We start from the raw sequence: 16,668 nt of genomic DNA on the forward strand, positions 1-16,668 counted from the left end.
GTTACTTCCCCGAAAATTCCGGTTTGCGTTTGGCGCGGAAGGCGGCGACGCCCTCGGCCCTGTCGTCACTGGCGGCGATGGCGGCGCTTCCCAGCGCTTCGACCATGGCCCCGCGGTCTTCGCCCTGCGCGGCGTGGATCATGGATTTCGAAATTTCGACGGCGCGCGGCGACAGCGTGATGGCCCGCTCAAGCAGAGCTTGCGCCGCGGCACGCGGGTCCTCGTCCACCGCTGCGGCAAAGCCGCAGGCCAGTGCCCGGTCGGCCTTGATGCGGTGCCCGAACAGCGCCATTTCCTTGACCATCGCCTCGGGCAGGAGCCTGAGCAGCCGCTGCGTGCCCGACCAGCCGGGCACGATGCCGACGCCCGCCTCGGGCAGGGCCAGCGCCGCCTTGGGGGCCATCACACGCAGATCGCAGGCCGCGGCCAACTCCAGCCCCCCGCCGAAGGCATGGCCCTGCAGCACCGCCACGGTGGGTTTCGAAAGCCGCGCCAGCCTGTCGAAGATGCGATGCCCGTCCCGCACCCAGTGCCGGGCGAATTCCGCCGGGGTCAGGTCACCCCAACCGTTGATGTCGGCCCCGGTGCAAAAGGCGCGGTCACCCTCGGCGGTCAGCATCACCGCGGCGATCCCGGTATCGCGCTCGATGACCTTCAGATGGCCCGCCAGCTGCTCCAGCATCACGACGGTGAAGGCGTTCATCTTGGCCGGGTTGTCGAGCCGCAGCTCGGCAATCCGGTCGTGACGGATCAGGTGAACGGCGCTCATTGCCCCCATCCCATCGGCGCATCGGCCAGCAGCGACAGCGGCAGGGTGACGGCATCTTCGGCCACGGCCACCCTGCCCCCGGACGCCGCCACGATATCGCGTTCGGGGTCGATGCCGGGCATGATCTCGGTGGCCACAAGGCCGCTGTCGCGCAGACGCATGACACAGCGCTCGGTGATATAGAGCACCTCCTGCCCCATCTCTCGCGCACGCTTGCCCGAGAAGGTCACATGCTCGACCGCCTCGACCATCTTGGTGAATTTGCCGGGCGCCGTAACCTCGATACCCTTGTCCGTCAGCGCGATCTGCGCCCCGGCTTCGAACCAGCCGGAAAAGACGATCTTCCTCGCCCCCGAGGTGATGTCCACGAAGCCGCCGCAGCCCGCGGTCAGATAGGGCTTCTTGCCCAGCTTGGAGACGTTGACATTGCCCTCGATGTCGACCTCGAGGAAGGAGAGGAACGACACGTCGAAGCCACCGCCCTGGAAATAGATGAACTGCTGCGGCGAGGGCACGAAGGCATCGGCGTTCGACGCGCAGCCAAAGGCGAAACCGGTCAGCGGCACACCGCCCACGGCGCCCTGCTCCACCGCCCAGGTCACCGCCTCGGGGTGGCCCTCCTCGATCAGGATGCGCGGCACCATGGCGCTGATGCCGAAGCCGAGATTGGCGGTCATGCCGGGGTTCAGCTCCATCGCGGCGCGCCGGGCGATGATCTTCTCAACGCCATGCTCGGCGAGCGAGAAATCGTCCCAAGGGCGCATGACCTGGCCCGAAATCGACGGATCGTAGGGCGTCTCGCAGGTCTGCTTCTGGTCGGGATCGACCACCACGACATCCACCAGGTGCCCCGGCACCCGCACGTCATGCGGCCGCAGCGAGCCGCGCTTGGTCACGCGGCTGACCTGCGCGATCACCAGACCGCCATGGTTGCGCACGCAGATCGCCTGTTCCAGCCCGCCAAGATAGGCGCCCTCGTGCTCATAGGTCAGGTTGCCGAATTCATCCGCCGTGGTGGCCCGCAGGATGGCGACATTCGGCACGATATTTGGGAAATGCAGCCAAGTGTCGCCGGCGAACTCGACGCGGGACACGATGGGGGCCGCCGCGCCCTTGTCGTTCATCGCACAGCCCTCGCGGACCGGATCGACAAAGGTCTCGAGCCCGACCTTGGTCAGCACGCCGGGGCGGTTGGCCGCGGCTTCCCGGGTCATGTCGAACAGGATGCCCGAGGGCACGTTGTAGGCGGCGACCCGGTTCTCGACCACCATCTTCCAGATTTCCGGCATCGGCTTGGAGGACGGCCCCGACGGGTAGGACCCGCCAAGAATCCGCGCCAACAGGCCGTCCTTGGCAATGTGATCGACACCTTTCACGCCATACATGTCGCCGGCGGCGATGGGGTGGATGGTGGTCAGGTTCGTCGGATGGCCCTCGGCGTCGAACCGGTCGCCGATGGCTTTCAGCACGAGGTCCGGGCAGCCAAGCGCCGAGGAGGACGAAACGGTGATGACGGCATTGTCCGCAATGCGGACGACGGCGTCTTCTGCGCTGGTAACCTTGGTCATGCGATTTCCTCGAATTGAAGGGGCTGGCGCTGGCCGGTGCGAGCCGCCTCGCGTACAGCCAGCGCCACCGCCAGGGACTTCACGCCATCAAGGCCCGTGGCGCCGGAATGCGCCTCGCCGCGCACGGCCTTTCCGAACTCCACCAGGACCGAGTCGTACAGGTTGCCGCGGTCGAATGTGATCTCGCGCCGCCCCTCGGAGGTGGTGAGCCAGACCTCGCCCTTGGGATCCTGCGAGATGACACCGGGGGCAAAGATCGCCCCGTCGGAGCCATGGATCTCGACCCCGGTGGTGCCGAACGGGTGGTTGAAGCTCACATGGCTGAAGACCATCGTGCCGGACTGCATCCGCCAGACCGACATCGCGCTGTCCTCGACGCCGGCCCCCATGCCGGTGGCATCGGTTTCGGCGGTGACGGAGACCGGATCCTCGCCCAGCAGGAACCGGACGGTGTCGGTGTCATGCACGGTCATGTCGAGCACGACCCCACCCCCGGCACCGGGATTGTCGAGGCGCCAGCCGCGAAGGTGTTCGGGCAGGTGAACCGCATGGAACACGCGCACCGATCGCAGCGCGCCGATCGCGCCCTCGGCGATCAGTTTCCGGATCGCCCGATGACTTCCGGCGCAACGCAGGTGGTGATTTACCATCAGCGTGACGCCCTTCTCGCGGGCGGCCGCGACCATCCGGGCGGCGTCGGACAGGGTCATCGCCAACGGCTTTTCGCACAGGACGTGCTTGCCGGCCGCGATCGCGGCCAGCGCCTGGTCCTTGTGCTTCTCGTTGGTCGACGAGATGTAGACCGCGTCGACCGAGGGGTCGTTCAAGGCCTCCTCCATCTCCGACGTGCCGCGGGCGATCCCGTTGTCCCGGGCATAGCGCTCCGCCCGGTCGCGAGAGCCGCTGACCACCCAGGACACCTGCCCCGCATTCGCCCGGATCGCGGAAATCATGTACTGGCTGGCAATTGTGCTTGCGCCGAAGAGTGCCCAGTTCACCGCAGAATCTCCTGTTTGGAACGTTCCATATTCTGTACTGGAACGTTCCATATCGGGTCAAGAGAAATTCTGCCCAATCTGACATGCCGCGTCGCACCCGACCCGGAATGCTGCGGGCGGACCGCCCCGCCGTTGGCCGGGTGTGCCGGGTTCAATCCGGGAGATCGCGTCGGGACATGTGCGGGTGTCGCAGGCACCTTCGGCGGTCATGCAGCCTCGCGTTCCTCACGGTGCGGTCGAGAAGGCCAGAGATGGGCGCGCGGATCGGGACCCGCGCGCCCGACCAGGGCGGGTCTGATGTCAGCGCCCCTGTTGCAGGACATCCTGCCAGTCGGGGTGGCGGGCGATCTGCGCCTTTGCGAAGGGACAGAGCGGCACGATCTTGCGCCCCTCGGCGCGGGCGTCCTCCACGTCCCGGCGCACGAGCGCCACGCCGAATAGCCCCGAGTTTCCTAGACGACAGTTTGTCTCAGTTTCTGCTTCCGCTCGAACTTGACAGGCGACAGCATTCCATGGCGGGCGTGCTGGCGACCGTGGCTATGAGTAGGCGGCCCTGCATGACGGCGAGAATCCGAAAAGGCGTAATCCCGGCTCCGTTACCTACCCGCCATAGCTGCAGGTGATCGTGTCGTGTGAACGGTATCCTTCCCTGGTCATGCTACCCCTGACCTTACTTTGGTCCCCTCGCACTGTAACTTCGTATTTGTATGAAATGGCGAGTGTCTTGCCGTCATCACCCACAGAAATATCGTAGAAGACTCCTTCTCGTCCGACAGAGGGTTGGGCCCATTCGCCGGAAAAGCTGTCATCGGAGACATTGTAACTAAACGAAAGTGTGCCGCCCGGGTCGGTACCATCCTTGAGATCGTAGCCATTTGAATAAGTACCAGACCAATAACTGCCGCCGCCGGTCAGTTGTACCTTGCCCGAGGAGGAACTGCAGTTTCGTAACGTCGTCGAGGAAAACGATGGATGCCCGGGTTCGGAGGTGTCGGGCAAGTCGGCAATTGCACCAATCGTTGCATCAATGACCGAATAGCCGTCCTGTGCGGCCTCGTGGCGCTGACGCAGGTCACCGTAGACCAGGCCAAGCTGGTCGAGCTCACTTTCAGCTCTTTCCAAAAGCTTGGATCGAATGGCGGCTTCCATCAAACCTGATTGTGAAAGAATGGGCTGAAACGAACTGAGAATGTCGGATAACATAGCGCCCAAGACCCGCCCGCTGTTCCCGTCCTCAACCGAGCGCCCTACGGCTACGCCGAGGCGATCCGCGATGGACGCATAGGTATCCGGATCTGTAGAGAGGTAAAGGTCGAGAAATGTCGCCGCGGTAGTCGCCGCGCGCGTTAATGCGTCACGGGTTATGATCTGATAGCCCGCATCTGTTTCCAAAACCCAAAAATCGTCGCTTGGCACCGCACCTGACCGGACGTCCCGTTCGACACGATCAATCACCGCTTCTAGGCTGTCGATCTCGAGCTGCATGCCTTCTAGCAGCTCGTAGAGGCTATCTGGCACTTCTCGCGCGTCGGTCGGGGTTTGCAGGCCGCTGAAAAAGATGACGGCGATGAGAAGAGGTTTGAACGAGTGCATTGACAACATCATCTTTGGCCTCCGGTACTCAAGCGCAATTTACCAAATTGTGTGCCGCTCGATTCAAAGATGGCCAGAAACAGGCCACGTGACAATCCTTTTGTCGCGCCAACTGGCCTCTGCGGTCCGGCTGGCTGCTGAGCCGTGGCGTCGGTTTGAATAGCCACGGCCCCGCAGAGCATCCGGCACGCCGGTGTGGTCGATGATGATCGTGCTGGCGCCAAGGCGGGAATAGGTCATCTCGGCCACATGGCCATCGACCACCGCGACATAGCGGCCCTTGCTGTCGCCCTCTTCGCGGGTGATTTCGATCTCGGTTTCCATGAAAGCTCTCCCTTACCCCTTGGTGTTCAGCTGCGCGCGCAGCCACGCGGCCTCGTGCTCGACGATGCCATGCCCGGCGCCGGGAATGACATGCGTCTCGACCCCGGCCCCCATGTCCCGCAGGATGCCGGCGCTTTCATGCACCCGCGCCAGCGGGATATGGGGATCCTGCTCGTGGCAGCCAATCAGCACCGGCACATCGGCGAGCCGGCCCGCGTAGTCGAATGTCTTGGCGGGTCGGCCATAGAGATCCGCGCGCGGGGCGCCGCCCGCCTCGCCCGTGCCGACCAGCCCGCCCGAAAGCGCGGCCACCGCGTGGAACGGACGGGCCAGCCGCGCCGCCGCCTCCAGTGCAAGACAGGCCCCTTGCGAGAACCCCACCAAGGCCACACGCGTTGCGTCGACCCCTTGCCCTGCCAAGTCCTCCAGCAGGGACGAGACGACGCTCAGCCCGCTGGTCAGCCCCGGTTCATTGGCCTCCAGCGGCGCGAGGAAACTGTCCGGCCACCACGAACGTTCCGCTGCCTGCGGGGCGAGAATGGCAAGATCCGGCAGCGCAAGGTGGTGGGCCAGGCCGATCATGTCCTCGGGCGCACCACCGCGGCCATGGAGCATCACCAGGGCAAGGCGCGCGCGCTCCAGCGGGGCGCCGGCGATGACCAGCCTCTGCCCCGCATGCGGACCGGTGCCGCGTGTCTCGGCCGCCAGCCCGCTCATGACGGCACCCGGATCTGCGGCAAGACCTGCTCGATACGGGCGCGGTGCGCCTCGTATTTCTCCGGCAGCTTCAGCGCCGCGCCCAGATGGGCCGGGTCTTCGTCCACGGCAAATCCCGGCGGGTCGGTGGCGATCTCGAACAGCACCCCGCCGGGCGTGCGGAAGTAGATCGCGTCGAAATACTGCCGGTCGATCACCGGGGTGACCTGATGGCCAGCGGCCGCCAGACGCGCGCGCCAGGCCAGTTGCTCCTCACGGTCGCGGGCCCGGAAGGCGACGTGGTGGATGGTGCCGGCGCCGGAGCGCCCGATGGAGCGGGCCTGCGCGGTCATCAGGTCAACGGCGGAGCCACGGTCGGGGTCGGTCGAGCGATATCGGATGCGGGCCTCTGCCCCGCCCGTGCCGCCGGTCGCGCCGTGCTCCTCGTCCTCGCGCGCGTATCCCATCGCCTCGAGCACCTCGGCGGTGGACGCGACCTCTTCGAGCCAGAGGGTCACGCTGTGAAACCCCTCGTCCCGCGCGCCGCCCTCGATCAGTTCGACCCGCAGCCCGTCGGGATCGCGCAGCGCGATGGCCCGTTCACCGAAGCGCTCGAACGGCCCTTCGAAATCGATCGCGGCCTCCGCCAGTTGCTCCATGCGCAGGTCCAGATCGGGGACCGCATAGGCGACCGCCGAGGCCATGCCCGGCCCCGCACGGCCATGGCCGGCATCCACGAAGGGAAAGAAGGTCATGATCGAGCCCGGCGCGGCATCCCGGTCGCCGTAATACAGGTGATAGGTGCCGGGATCGTCGAAATTCACGGTGCGCTTGACCAGGCGCTGGCCGAGCGTGGACACCCAGAAGTCGAGATTGTCCTGAGGCGGGCCAGATATTGCGGTGACGTGATGCAGGCCGGGAATGGCCGGGGATGTGCCTTGCGACATGGTGATCTCCTTTCGGCGCCAAGAGGCGCGACGGCCCCTCGGCGTATTGTGTCTGCCGGTTGGAGGCTTATGTATGGCGCAAGTTACCAGGTGAAAGTCGTTACCAAATGGAAACCACCCAGGAAAAGACCCCCGCCGAGGCGACCGATGCCGGCATCCCATGCGCGGCCGACAGGCTGCTGCGCAAGCTGTGGGGGCAATGGAAAACCCACGTGATCTACGTGCTGGGCGAACAGCAGGCCTGCCGCTTCGGCGTGTTGCGCCGCAGGATCGCCGGCATCTCGCCCAAGGTGCTGACTACCCGCTTGCGCGAGTTGGAAGCCGATGGGCTGGTCTGGCGCGAACAGGAGAATTCCATACCGCCAAAGGTGACCTATGGCCTGACCAAGGCGGGCCGCGCCGTGCATGCGGTGCTGAAAGACATCGAACAGATCGACCTCTGAGGTTGCAATGACCGGACAGGTATTGCAGCGCATGACGGCCCCGGATGTCCGTCAGCCTCTTGGCTGAGCGCTACGGCGCAGCATAATCAGACCGGCCATCGCTGGCAGGGTCAGGCAAACCAAGGCCGCTCGATCAGCATGGGCTGGCCTCCGGCCCGGGTTCATCGCGGTCAGTCAAAAGCGCGCATTCGGATCACAGAGGCGCCATGCGATGTTCCGAGACGGATTTTGCCGCGTGCTGAATGGCGGATCTGGTGAGCTCCAGATCGGCGCTTTGCAATGCCAGCGACGGGTAGAGTTTCCCGGGCGATTTGAAGACGCCGTTGGTGCGCAAAGCGGTGTTCCAGATCTCGTTGATCCTGGCATCGCGATGCCGGGCGGATCGGTAATCGACCGGATCGGCATCGGTGAAGTAGATGTCGAACAGGGTCGGGTCGCCGCAGATGCGGTGGTCGATCGCGCGTTCGGTCAGGGCAGCGGATTGCATGTCCATCAAGCTCTGACCGAGCTCGCGCAGCCTGTCATACTGGCCCGGACGCCTGAGGATTTCCATCGTCTTGAGACCCGCAACAGAGGCCACCGGATTGCCCGAGAGCGTGCCAAGCTGCATGAGCCACTTTTCAGCGCCGACAACCGCCTTGTCGAAATGCGCCATGATTTCGGCGCTTGCCCCGAGAGCGGCCAGGGGAAAGCCGCCGCCGATGATCTTGCCCAGGGTGCAGATGTCGGGCACCACGCCATAGCGTTCCTGGGCACCGCCATAGGCAAGGCGGAAACCGGTGACGATCTCGTCGAAGATCAGCAGCACGCCGTGCCTGTCGCACAGATCGCGCAACCCTTGCAGAAAGCCGGGCCGCGCGGGGATGATGCGCTGCAGGGGTTCTGCGATGATCGCCGCAATGTCCTGATGTTCTGCCAGAAGCGAGGCGACCGCGTCGAGATCGTTGAAAGGCGCGATCAGCATCTCGTCGGCCACGCCCTGCGGGATGCCCGCACTATCGGGCACCGCTTCCGGGAAGTTGACCTGCCTGGACGGGGCAAGGCTCATCTGCGCCTCGGCGGACATGCCGTGATAGCCGCCTTCGAATTTCAGGATCTTCGGCTTGCCGGTATAGGCACGGGCAAGGCGGATGGCATACATGTCCGCCTCGCCACCGGAGGTGACGAACCGGATCTGCTCGCAACACGGCACGGCGCGGGCGATCGCCTCGGCCAGTTCGATCCCCTTGGCGTTGTTGGCGAAAAACGTCATGCCCCTGGGCAGCTGCTCCAGCACCGCCTCCATGACCTCGGGGTGGCCATGCCCCAACAGCATCGGGCCGGAGCCGATCAGGTAGTCGACATATTCATTGCCATCCTCGTCCCAGACGCGGGCGCCGTCGCCCCGCGCGATCACGATGGAGGCGTCGAAATTGCCGAAACCGGCGGCGGGAAGCACCTCGCGGGCGCGGGCAATCCAATCGGTCTGCGAGTGAATGCGGTTCATGTCGTCAATCCAGTATCAGGTCGGGCGTGCCGAGGCGGTCTTGATCCACCGTGATGCCGAGGCCGGGCCCATCGGGGGGAACGATCCGGCTGCCCGCGCGCGACGGGGCATCCGGCGCGAGGCGCGGGCTGACATAGCCCGACAGATCGCAAACGTTCAGCACCTGCGAAGGCGACGTTGCCACCCCCAGATGCAGCGCGGCGGCCGTCACGATATCGCTGCCCCAGGTACATTCGATGCACATCTTCGCCCCGAGATGCAGGCACAGGTCGCGCGCCCGGCGCGTGGCCGAAAGCCCGCCGAATTTCGACAGCTTCAGCGCGACGACATCCATGATGCCAAGCCCGTGGGCCTGCAGCAACGAGGCCGTGTCATGCGCCAGTTCGTCCATCTTCATCGGCATGCCCGTGGCGCGCTGCACCCGCGCGCAATCCTCCAGCGTGCGGCAGGGCGCTTCCAGCATCACGTCCAGGTGCGCGGCGCCGCGTCCGACGCGGATCGCGTCCAGCGTGGTCGCGCCGCAATTCCAGTCGCCATAGACCAACGGACCGGGGCCCACCGCCTCGCGTACCTTTGCCAGCCGTTCGACATCGGTCTGCCAGTCGCCCGAGGCCCCCAGCTTGGCCTGAAACTGGCTGATGCCCTTCGACTGCGCATCGCGCGCGATGCGGGCCATCTCGTCCGGCTCAACACAGGTGATCGAGTGGTAGAGCGGCAAGCTGTCCTGCCGCCGTCCCCCCATCAGGGCGTGAACCGGCAGCCCGGCAGTTTGCCCGGTGATGTCCCACAGCGCGATGTCCAGTGCGGATTTCGCGTAGACATGTCCGGGCAGGACGGCATCGGCCCGGGCCATCAGCGCCTCGGACCCGACAGGATCACCGCCAAGGATGACGGGCGCAAGCTCCTGCAAGGCCGGTGCCACGCCCCGGGCGTAGGCCGGCAGGTAATGCGGGATCGGGCAAACCTCGCCCCACCCTGTCAGACCGGCATCGGTCTCGAGCGCAATGACAACCGTTTCCACCGTGTCACATGTCTTGCCCTCGGCCATGTAATAGGCCGTGTGGCTGGTCAGCGGCACGTGCCAGAGCCGCAGCCGCGTGATGCGCTGTTCAATCCCGACCGGGGACAGGGAGGGCGCGAGGATCCGGTTCATTCCGCGGGCTCGTGTACCGCATCGGCGCGCGGCAACAGGCTTTGCGGATCGTAGGCCGGCGCGCCCAGCACGCGCGCGGCGCGCGGTGTGCCGTGTATGATCACCTGCAGCGCGGTGCCGGGCGCCGCCGCATGGGGTTTGACATAGGCGAAGGCGAGGATCTTGCCGACCGTATGCCCGTAGGCGACCGACGCGGTCGAGCCGACGACCGTGCCATCCAGCATCACCGCCTCGCCGCCGTGCCCGTCGATATCGCCATCGGGCTCGATCTCAAGGTAGGCACAGATCCAGGGCAGATCGGTATTCAGTGTCGTTTCCTTGCCCAGGTAGTCCTTGTCCGTCCGGGCAAAGCGCAGCACGTCGGCTTCGGCCAGGGTGACCTCGTTGGTCAGCTCGCCCGCGCCCTTGAAGCCCTTCTCCATCCGCATCACGTTCATCGCGAAGCTGCCGTAATCGGCGATGCCATGGGCCTCACCCGCCTGCCAGAGCACTGCATGGACATCTGCCATCGCCTCGAACGGCATGTGCAGCTCCCAACCCAGCTCCCCCGCATAGGACATGCGCAAGGCCCAGACATCGTGCCCGGCGACGCTGATCTGCCGCGCCGACAGCCAGCGGAAGGCCGCATTGTCGAGCCGCGCGTCCGTGCAGTCTGCAAGTACATCGCGGGACCTAGGGCCGTTCAGGGACAGCGCCCCCCAGCTGTCCGACAAGGCCGTGACCCGCGCATCCTCCCCGTCGCGCTGCTGCGCGAGGTGATCGAGCAGCCGCTGTTCGAAGAAGGCCGCGCAGACGAGGTAGAAGCTCTCCTCGCCCATCCGCACGATGGTCGTTTCCAGCTCGATCCGTCCGGCGCGGTTGAGCATATGTGTCAGGGTGATCGAGCCCACCTTTTGCGGCATCCGGTTGGCGGTCAGCCGGTCGAGCAGCGCGAAAGCGCCCGGCCCTTCGACCAGCACCTTGGTAAAGGCGGTCACATCCATGATGCCGACCCGCTCGCGCACGGCCTTCACCTCGGCGGCGACCATGTCGTCGACCACGGTGCGGCGGAAAGAATAGTGATCCTCCTGCGCGATACCGTCCTTGGCAAACCAGCGCGGGCGCTCGAACCCGTAGACCTCTTCGAACACCGCGCCCCTGGCCTTCAGCGTGTCATGGAGCGGCGAGGGCTTGATGGGGCGCCCAGCCAGCCGGTTGAAATGCGGAAACGGGATTTCGTGGCGCAGGCAGTAATCCTCTTTCGCCTTCACCACCTGCCAATCCTTGGTGGCGTAGCTGCCGAAGCGGCGCGGGTCGTAATCGCGCATCGAAATATCCGCCGCGCCATGCACCATCCAGCGCGCCAGTTCCCGCGTCAGCCCCGGCCCCCAGCCGATCCCGATCTGGGTGCCGCAGCAGCACCAGTAGTTGCGCACGCCCGGCGCGGGGCCGATTAGCGGGTTGCCGTCGGGCGGGTGGCTGATCGCGCCATGCACATCGCGGGTGATGCCGAGATCGGCAAAGATCGGCATGCGGTTCAGGCTTTCCTCCAGCCACGGCATGACACGGTCATAATCGGCCTCGAACAGCTCGTTCTCGGCCTCCCAGGGGCAGTGATCCTCCCACACGGTGTTGGGGTTGGACTTCTCGTAGATGCCGATCAGGCCCTTTTTTTGCTCCATCCGGATATAGCCCGAGACCTTGCGGTCATCGCGGATCACCGGCAGCTCGCGCTCGAGGTCGCGGAATTCCGGCACCTCGTCGGTGACGAAATAATGATGTGTCATCGACGTCATGGGCAGTTGCAGACCCGACCATTCGCCCATCTGCCGCGCATAGGTCCCCCCCGCATTGACAACGTGTTCGCAACGGATTGTGCCTTTGTCGGTCTCCACCACCCATTCGCCATTGTCCGCCTGCGTGATGTTGGTCGCACGGCAGCGGCGGATGATCCGCGCGCCCTTGGCCCGTGCTCCGGCCGCCATCGCCATGGTCACGTTCGTGGGATCCACATGTCCGTCATCGGGCGTGTGCAACGCCCCCAGCACGCCTTCCAGGTTGTAGAAAGGATGCAATTCCGCGACCCGGTCCGGGCCAACCAGTTCGATGTTGAACCCCAGCGACCGCCCGACCGAAAGCGTGTGGCGCAGCCAGTCCATCTCGTCCCGGGTATAGGCCAGGCGGAACGACCCGCAGCCATGCCAGGTCACGGCTTGCCCCGTCTCGGCCTCCAGCCCGCCGGAATAGAGCCCGATATTGTAATCCACGCATTTGCCAAGGGAGAAGCTGCTGGTCGAATGCGTGATCTGCCCGGCCGCATGCCACGTGCTCCCCGAGGTCAGTTCGGCCTTTTCCAGCAAGACCACCTCGGGGCCCCAGCCTTCATGCGCGAGGTGATAGGCCAGTCCGACCCCCATCACGCCACCGCCAACAATGACCACGCGGGCGTGGCTGGGAAAGGGAGTGTCCGACATGGTCGCGTCCTTTGTGCGGTGAGCAAAACTTGTGGACAGGCTAAGTGGACGTATGTACCAATGTCAATTATGAATGGCACAGATGTATCACAAACGGTCCTTGAGCGCCTTGCCGAAGAATGGGACGCCCTGACACCCGAGGCGCAGAAGGCGGCGCGCTACGTGCTGGAGAACCCGAATGATGTCGGGGTCTCCACCGTTCGCGAGATTGCCGAGGCGGCCAATGTGAAGCCCAACACCTTTGTGCGCATGGCCCGGCAGGTGGGCTTCGAGGGCTACGAGGATTTCCGCGCCCCCTTCCGCGAGGCGATCCGCAAGGGGGCCGTCAGCTTTCCCGACCGGGCGCGCTGGCTGCAGGACATCCGCAAATCGGGCGATCTGGGCGGGCTTTATGCCGACATGGCCCTGGGCGCGATCCGCAATCTGGAAGAGACCTTTGCCGGCATCGACGCCGAAGCGCTGAAAGCGGCGGCAGAGGCGATCTGGGCCAGCCGGCAGGTCTTTACCCTGGGTGTCGGTGTGAACAACGCCAATGCGCGCAACTTCACCTACCTCGCCTCGACCGGCATGGTGCAGTTCCACGCCATTCCGCGCCCCGGCTCAACGCCCACCGACGATCTGGCCTGGGCAGACACGCGCGATGTCCTGATCGCCATGTCCATGCGCCCCTATCGCAGCGAGGTCGTGGCCGCCATCGAGGTCGCCCGCGAACAGGGCGTGACCATCATCGGCCTCAGCGACAGCCCCGCCAGCCCCGTCATTCGCGCGGCCGATCATGGCTTTGTCGTCGCGGTGGACACGCCGCAATTCTTCCCGTCCTCGGTCTCGACCATCGCGCTGCTCGAGACGCTGCTCAGCTTCGTGATCGCAGTGGCCAGCGACGAGATCGTGGACCGGGTCGAAAGATTTCACCACCGCCGACATCAGCTTGGGATCTACATGGAGGAGCCGGAATGAAGGATGAAACGGGTCCGGTCCGGGCGCTTGATGCGCGGTATTACACCGATCCGCGGATCTTCGAGGTCGAAAAGACCGGATTGCTGGCCCGAAGCTGGCAATTCGCCTGCCACGCCAGCCAGTTGGAGAACCCGGGCGATTACGTGGCCTTCGAACTGGGCGATGACAGCCTGTTCTCGATCAAGGGGCGGGATGGCGAAATCCGCACCTTCTACAACGTCTGCCAGCATCGGGCGCATCAACTCGTGAGCGGCGAAGGGTCGACCCGCGTGGTCGTCTGCCCCTATCACGCCTGGACCTATGAACTGACCGGCAAGCTGCGCGCCGCGCCCAATGCCAAATCCGTCCCCGGCTTTGATGGCTCGAAAATCTGCCTGACCGAAGTGCGCACCGAGCTGTTCCTCGGCTTCGTCTTCGTCAACCTCGATCCCGATGCCGCGCCGATGGACGACTGGTTCCCCAACGCGCGCACCGACCTCGAAGGCTTCGTGCCCAACTGGGCCGATCTGAAACCGCTGGAATGGGTGGAGATCCCCGAGAACTGCAACTGGAAGGTCTCGGTCGAGAATTACTCCGAATGCTACCATTGCACCCTGAACCACCCGACCTTTTCCACAGGCGTGATCCGGCCGGAGACCTATGACATCCAGCCGCAGGGCTACTGCCTGCGTCACACCACCGGCTGCAATGATCTCAGCCAGATGACCTATGACATCAACAGCGGGTTCGCCAACAATGACAAGTACTCGTCATGGTTCCTCTGGCCGATGTTTTCCTTCCAGGTCTATCCCGGCAACCTCCTGAACACTTATCACTGGCGCCCGGTCGATGCCGATCACGTGGTCGTCTGGCGCGGTTGGTATTCCGTGGGCGGATATGACAACGAAACCGTCCGTCGCATGGCCCAGCAGGATCGCGCCACGACCGTCGAGGAAGACATCCATCTCGTCGAAAGCGTGCACAGGGGTCTCAAGTCCCGCGGATACGTGCCGGGGCCCCTCGTGGTCGATCCCGCCTGCGGGGTGAGTTCCGAACACTCGGTCATGCATCTGCAACGCTGGATGCGCGAGGCCGTGGATGGCTGACCTGCACCCCTTGGGCTGGATCCCGTCGATGGCGCCGCTGGTCGGATCGACGACCCCGTGGCCGTGACGGGCGCCCACATCCCGCCTGGGCAACTCAATGGACCACGGAACACCGTGGCATGACATGCGGACCAGAATCGCCGCGATCCGGCTGAAAGGAAAACACCATGAGCGCATTCGACGAGGAGCTGTTTCTGAAGGGGTTGGAGCAGCGCAAGGCCACGCTGGGTGCCGAGTATGTCGAAAGGAACCTCGCCGCCGCCGATGACTTCACCCGCCCCTTCCAGGAAGCGATGACCGCCTGGTGCTGGGGCTTTGGCTGGGGTGACGATACGATCGACGCCAGGACACGCAGCATGATGAACCTGTCGATGATCGGCGCCCTGGGCAAGATGCACGAATGGGAAACCCATTGCCGCGGAGCGCTCAACAATGGCGTCACCACGGATGAGATCCGCGCGATCATTCACGTCATCGGCATCTATTGCGGTGTTCCACAGGCCCTCGAATGCTTCCGCGTGGCCCGGCGGGTTCTGGACGAGCGTTGAAGACCAAGGCCATCGCGCGCCCAAGCGCACGGGCGCCCCGGGTCGGGCGCAGTGATCTGACAGCCTGAAAAGGAAGTTTGGCTGGAAGGACGCCATGCCTGCCAGTGAGATCTGAAGGCGCGGGCTCGGCGGGTCCGGCTCGCTGCTTTCGTCAGGCGGCAATGGGCCCCGGTGCCTTGTCCAGGTTGCAGGCCGCCTAAATCAACGAGAACTGCGCGCGGACCCTGTCGAGGCCACGGTGAACGATCTGGGCCATGCCTCCCACGGTCTTGGACCAGCCGAATGGGTTTTCGTCGCTTTTTGGACCCCGCCGGGACTGAGTATAGCCAAGATGATGAGTGGGCCGGCCGTCGATGGCTCAATGCCTTGCCTTCTGTGCCACATGCAAGGTCACGAACATCCGCCTAAGTGCGACGACGAACTCGACGCTGTCGTATCCCTTGTCCACCCCAAGCGTCAGTCGCTGGGTCGAGCCGGCAGGGTGCCGATGGATCACCTCGAGCGCTGCCCGCCGTTCTCCGTATCCATCGGCGTTCCGTCGCGCTTTTGCACGCGACGCTCTGCAACAGCGCTTCAAGCAACGCGGGAACCACGGCAAGAACGGAGAAGGTTACGTGATCTGGTATCGCGGCGAACAGAGCCACACCGGATGGGCCTTCAAGTCCATCTGAACCGGTCCAGCAAGAACAGGTATCCGCGTGTTGCACTCTGTGCAGGGCGTTCGCTGCGCGGCCTCTACCCGGCAGATGAATCAGAGGTGCTCGTAGGGTTCAGCTTGCCACGCCGTTGGGCCAATCTCGCCTTCATGCGGGTGATGCGCTGGTGGTGCGTCTCATCGCGGCGCAGGCTGACCGCGGTGGACAGGATGTCGATCACCACGAGATGCGACAGGCGCGATACCGTGGGGGTGAACAGGTCGGTGTTCTCCAGCGTCTCGACCACGAGAGGCACGTCGCAATGATCGAGCATCGGGCTGGGCTGTCCCGCGATGCCGATGGTGCCGGCGCCGTTGCCGCGGGCGACCTGCAGCGCATCGACGATCTCGCGGGTGTGGCCGGTGTTGGAGATCCCGACGGCCACGTCCTCCGCGCACAGCATCTCGGCGGTCATGTACATCTGGTGCGCATCCGAGGGCGCCCCGCAGGGCGTGCCGAAAAGCGGGAATTTCTGCTGCGCATCGCGCGCCACGATGCCGGAAGCGCCGAAGCCGAAGAACTCGATCCGCCGGGCACCGGCCAGAAGGTCGACGGCGGCGCGCACGGCCGCCTCGTCCAGCTTGCTCTGCGCCCAGTTCAGGTTGGACAGGTTGTAGTCGAAGATCTTGGTGATCAGCGCGCCCAAATCGTCATCCGAGGTGATCGCGGTATGCGAGGTCGAGCGCGCGAAGGCCATGGACCGCGCCAGTTTCACGCGCAGGTCGCGATAGCCCTCGCAGCCGATGGCGGTGCAGAAGCGGATCACCGTGGGCTCGCTCACCCCCGCTTCCTTGGCCAGCTGCGCCAGCGTCATCGCGACCACCTCGCCCGGAGAGGCCAGCACCACCTCGGCCACGCGCCGGTCGGATTTGCGCAGGTCGTCCTTCTGGCGCAGGATCACTTCCAGCAGGTTGTCATCAAGGCCGGTGGCGGTCTGATCCATCGGTTGCGTC

15 protein-coding genes and 2 pseudogenes are annotated in these 16,668 nt (G+C 64.9%); 4 read left to right on the top strand and 13 right to left on the bottom strand.

What is annotated here, in order from left to right; translation table 11 throughout:
• Position 1: 1 nt before the first annotated feature.
• From AVJ23_RS09760 to AVJ23_RS09795, 8 genes and pseudogenes are all read right to left on the bottom strand, one after another.
• A complete protein-coding gene (locus tag AVJ23_RS09760) occupies positions 2-769 on the bottom strand; it encodes an enoyl-CoA hydratase/isomerase family protein (RefSeq protein ID WP_058862007.1) in 768 nt (255 codons plus the stop codon).
• Positions 766-2,337, bottom strand: a complete 1,572-nt coding sequence (locus AVJ23_RS09765) for an acyl CoA:acetate/3-ketoacid CoA transferase (RefSeq protein ID WP_058862008.1) — start codon at positions 2,335-2,337, stop codon at positions 766-768. Before AVJ23_RS09765 ends, AVJ23_RS09760 begins: the two co-directional genes overlap by 4 nt.
• Positions 2,334-3,335, bottom strand: coding sequence for a Gfo/Idh/MocA family protein (locus AVJ23_RS09770; RefSeq protein ID WP_240484585.1), 1,002 nt, complete (start codon positions 3,333-3,335; stop codon positions 2,334-2,336). Before AVJ23_RS09770 ends, AVJ23_RS09765 begins: the two co-directional genes overlap by 4 nt.
• Positions 3,336-3,635: 300 nt before the next feature.
• Positions 3,636-3,800: pseudogene (locus AVJ23_RS09775) on the bottom strand (GNAT family N-acetyltransferase); the annotation flags it as partial.
• Between the two features lie 135 nt (positions 3,801-3,935).
• Positions 3,936-4,940 carry a hypothetical protein gene (locus AVJ23_RS09780; RefSeq protein ID WP_058862010.1) on the bottom strand — a complete coding sequence of 335 codons (1,005 nt, stop codon included), beginning with the start codon at positions 4,938-4,940 and terminating at the stop codon, positions 3,936-3,938.
• A gap of 51 nt (positions 4,941-4,991) precedes the next feature.
• Positions 4,992-5,252: a GNAT family N-acetyltransferase gene (locus tag AVJ23_RS09785; RefSeq protein WP_058862011.1), complete on the bottom strand. Its 261-nt coding sequence runs from the start codon at positions 5,250-5,252 to the stop codon at positions 4,992-4,994.
• A 12-nt stretch (positions 5,253-5,264) separates the two neighbouring features.
• Positions 5,265-5,969, bottom strand: a complete 705-nt coding sequence (locus AVJ23_RS09790) for an alpha/beta hydrolase (RefSeq protein WP_058862012.1) — start codon at positions 5,967-5,969, stop codon at positions 5,265-5,267.
• A complete protein-coding gene (locus AVJ23_RS09795; protein ID WP_058862013.1) occupies positions 5,966-6,895 on the bottom strand; it encodes a ring-cleaving dioxygenase in 930 nt (309 codons plus the stop codon). Before AVJ23_RS09795 ends, AVJ23_RS09790 begins: the two co-directional genes overlap by 4 nt.
• A 59-nt stretch (positions 6,896-6,954) precedes the next feature.
• Here AVJ23_RS09795 and AVJ23_RS09800 point away from each other — a divergent pair, with 59 nt between their 5' ends.
• Positions 6,955-7,338, top strand: coding sequence for a winged helix-turn-helix transcriptional regulator (locus AVJ23_RS09800; RefSeq protein ID WP_205626847.1), 384 nt, complete (start codon positions 6,955-6,957; stop codon positions 7,336-7,338).
• A 193-nt stretch (positions 7,339-7,531) separates the two neighbouring features.
• Here AVJ23_RS09800 and AVJ23_RS09805 read toward each other — a convergent pair whose 3' ends face one another.
• From AVJ23_RS09805 to AVJ23_RS09815, 3 genes are read right to left on the bottom strand one after another with little or no spacing between them, the layout of a single operon-like run.
• Positions 7,532-8,824, bottom strand: a complete 1,293-nt coding sequence (locus tag AVJ23_RS09805; protein ID WP_058862014.1) for an aspartate aminotransferase family protein — start codon at positions 8,822-8,824, stop codon at positions 7,532-7,534.
• Between the two features lie 4 nt (positions 8,825-8,828).
• Positions 8,829-9,977 (bottom strand): mandelate racemase/muconate lactonizing enzyme family protein, encoded by a 1,149-nt coding sequence (locus tag AVJ23_RS09810; protein ID WP_058862015.1) that lies wholly within the window; start codon positions 9,975-9,977, stop codon positions 8,829-8,831.
• Positions 9,974-12,430 (bottom strand): FAD-dependent oxidoreductase, encoded by a 2,457-nt coding sequence (locus AVJ23_RS09815; RefSeq protein WP_058862016.1) that lies wholly within the window; start codon positions 12,428-12,430, stop codon positions 9,974-9,976. The genes AVJ23_RS09810 and AVJ23_RS09815 overlap by 4 nt, the downstream gene beginning before the upstream one ends.
• Before the next feature lie 69 nt (positions 12,431-12,499).
• On the opposite strand from AVJ23_RS09815, the gene AVJ23_RS09820 reads away from it, so the two are divergent.
• The 3 genes from AVJ23_RS09820 (at position 12,500) to AVJ23_RS09830 (ending at position 15,020) form a co-directional block, all read left to right on the top strand.
• Positions 12,500-13,387, top strand: a complete 888-nt coding sequence (locus AVJ23_RS09820; RefSeq protein WP_058862017.1) for a MurR/RpiR family transcriptional regulator — start codon at positions 12,500-12,502, stop codon at positions 13,385-13,387.
• Positions 13,384-14,472, top strand: coding sequence for an aromatic ring-hydroxylating oxygenase subunit alpha (locus AVJ23_RS09825; RefSeq protein ID WP_058862018.1), 1,089 nt, complete (start codon positions 13,384-13,386; stop codon positions 14,470-14,472). Before AVJ23_RS09820 ends, AVJ23_RS09825 begins: the two co-directional genes overlap by 4 nt.
• Before the next feature lie 167 nt (positions 14,473-14,639).
• Positions 14,640-15,020 (top strand): carboxymuconolactone decarboxylase family protein, encoded by a 381-nt coding sequence (locus AVJ23_RS09830; RefSeq protein WP_058862019.1) that lies wholly within the window; start codon positions 14,640-14,642, stop codon positions 15,018-15,020.
• Positions 15,021-15,216: 196 nt separating this feature from the next.
• Here the strand turns inward: AVJ23_RS09830 and AVJ23_RS23075 are convergent.
• Positions 15,217-15,555, bottom strand: a pseudogene (locus tag AVJ23_RS23075) (IS5/IS1182 family transposase); the annotation flags it as partial.
• A gap of 200 nt (positions 15,556-15,755) precedes the next feature.
• Entirely contained in the window at positions 15,756-16,658 is a 903-nt protein-coding gene (locus AVJ23_RS09835) for a MurR/RpiR family transcriptional regulator (RefSeq protein WP_058862020.1), read from the bottom strand.
• Positions 16,659-16,668: the final 10 nt, after the last annotated feature.

This window comes from Pseudoponticoccus marisrubri (assembly GCF_001482405.1).
GTDB classification, from domain to species: Bacteria; Pseudomonadota; Alphaproteobacteria; order Rhodobacterales; family Rhodobacteraceae; genus Pseudoponticoccus; species Pseudoponticoccus marisrubri.

Bases quoted from the DNA above. Each gene is read 5' to 3' on its own strand.
- AVJ23_RS09780 (WP_058862010.1), bottom strand. From the start codon at position 4,940: ATGATGTTGTCAATGCACTCGTTCAAACCTCTTCTCATCGCCGTCATC.
- AVJ23_RS09820 (WP_058862017.1), top strand. From the start codon at position 12,500: ATGAATGGCACAGATGTATCACAAACGGTCCTTGAGCGCCTTGCCGAA.
- AVJ23_RS09830 (WP_058862019.1), top strand. From the start codon at position 14,640: ATGAGCGCATTCGACGAGGAGCTGTTTCTGAAGGGGTTGGAGCAGCGC.
- AVJ23_RS09835 (WP_058862020.1), bottom strand. From the start codon at position 16,658: ATGGATCAGACCGCCACCGGCCTTGATGACAACCTGCTGGAAGTGATC.
- AVJ23_RS09805 (WP_058862014.1), bottom strand. From the start codon at position 8,824: ATGAACCGCATTCACTCGCAGACCGATTGGATTGCCCGCGCCCGCGAG.
- AVJ23_RS09795 (WP_058862013.1), bottom strand. From the start codon at position 6,895: ATGTCGCAAGGCACATCCCCGGCCATTCCCGGCCTGCATCACGTCACC.
- AVJ23_RS09760 (WP_058862007.1), bottom strand. From the start codon at position 769: ATGAGCGCCGTTCACCTGATCCGTCACGACCGGATTGCCGAGCTGCGG.
- AVJ23_RS09815 (WP_058862016.1), bottom strand. From the start codon at position 12,430: ATGTCGGACACTCCCTTTCCCAGCCACGCCCGCGTGGTCATTGTTGGC.
- AVJ23_RS09785 (WP_058862011.1), bottom strand. From the start codon at position 5,252: ATGGAAACCGAGATCGAAATCACCCGCGAAGAGGGCGACAGCAAGGGC.
- AVJ23_RS09765 (WP_058862008.1), bottom strand. From the start codon at position 2,337: ATGACCAAGGTTACCAGCGCAGAAGACGCCGTCGTCCGCATTGCGGAC.
- AVJ23_RS09790 (WP_058862012.1), bottom strand. From the start codon at position 5,969: ATGAGCGGGCTGGCGGCCGAGACACGCGGCACCGGTCCGCATGCGGGG.
- AVJ23_RS09810 (WP_058862015.1), bottom strand. From the start codon at position 9,977: ATGAACCGGATCCTCGCGCCCTCCCTGTCCCCGGTCGGGATTGAACAG.
- AVJ23_RS09825 (WP_058862018.1), top strand. From the start codon at position 13,384: ATGAAGGATGAAACGGGTCCGGTCCGGGCGCTTGATGCGCGGTATTAC.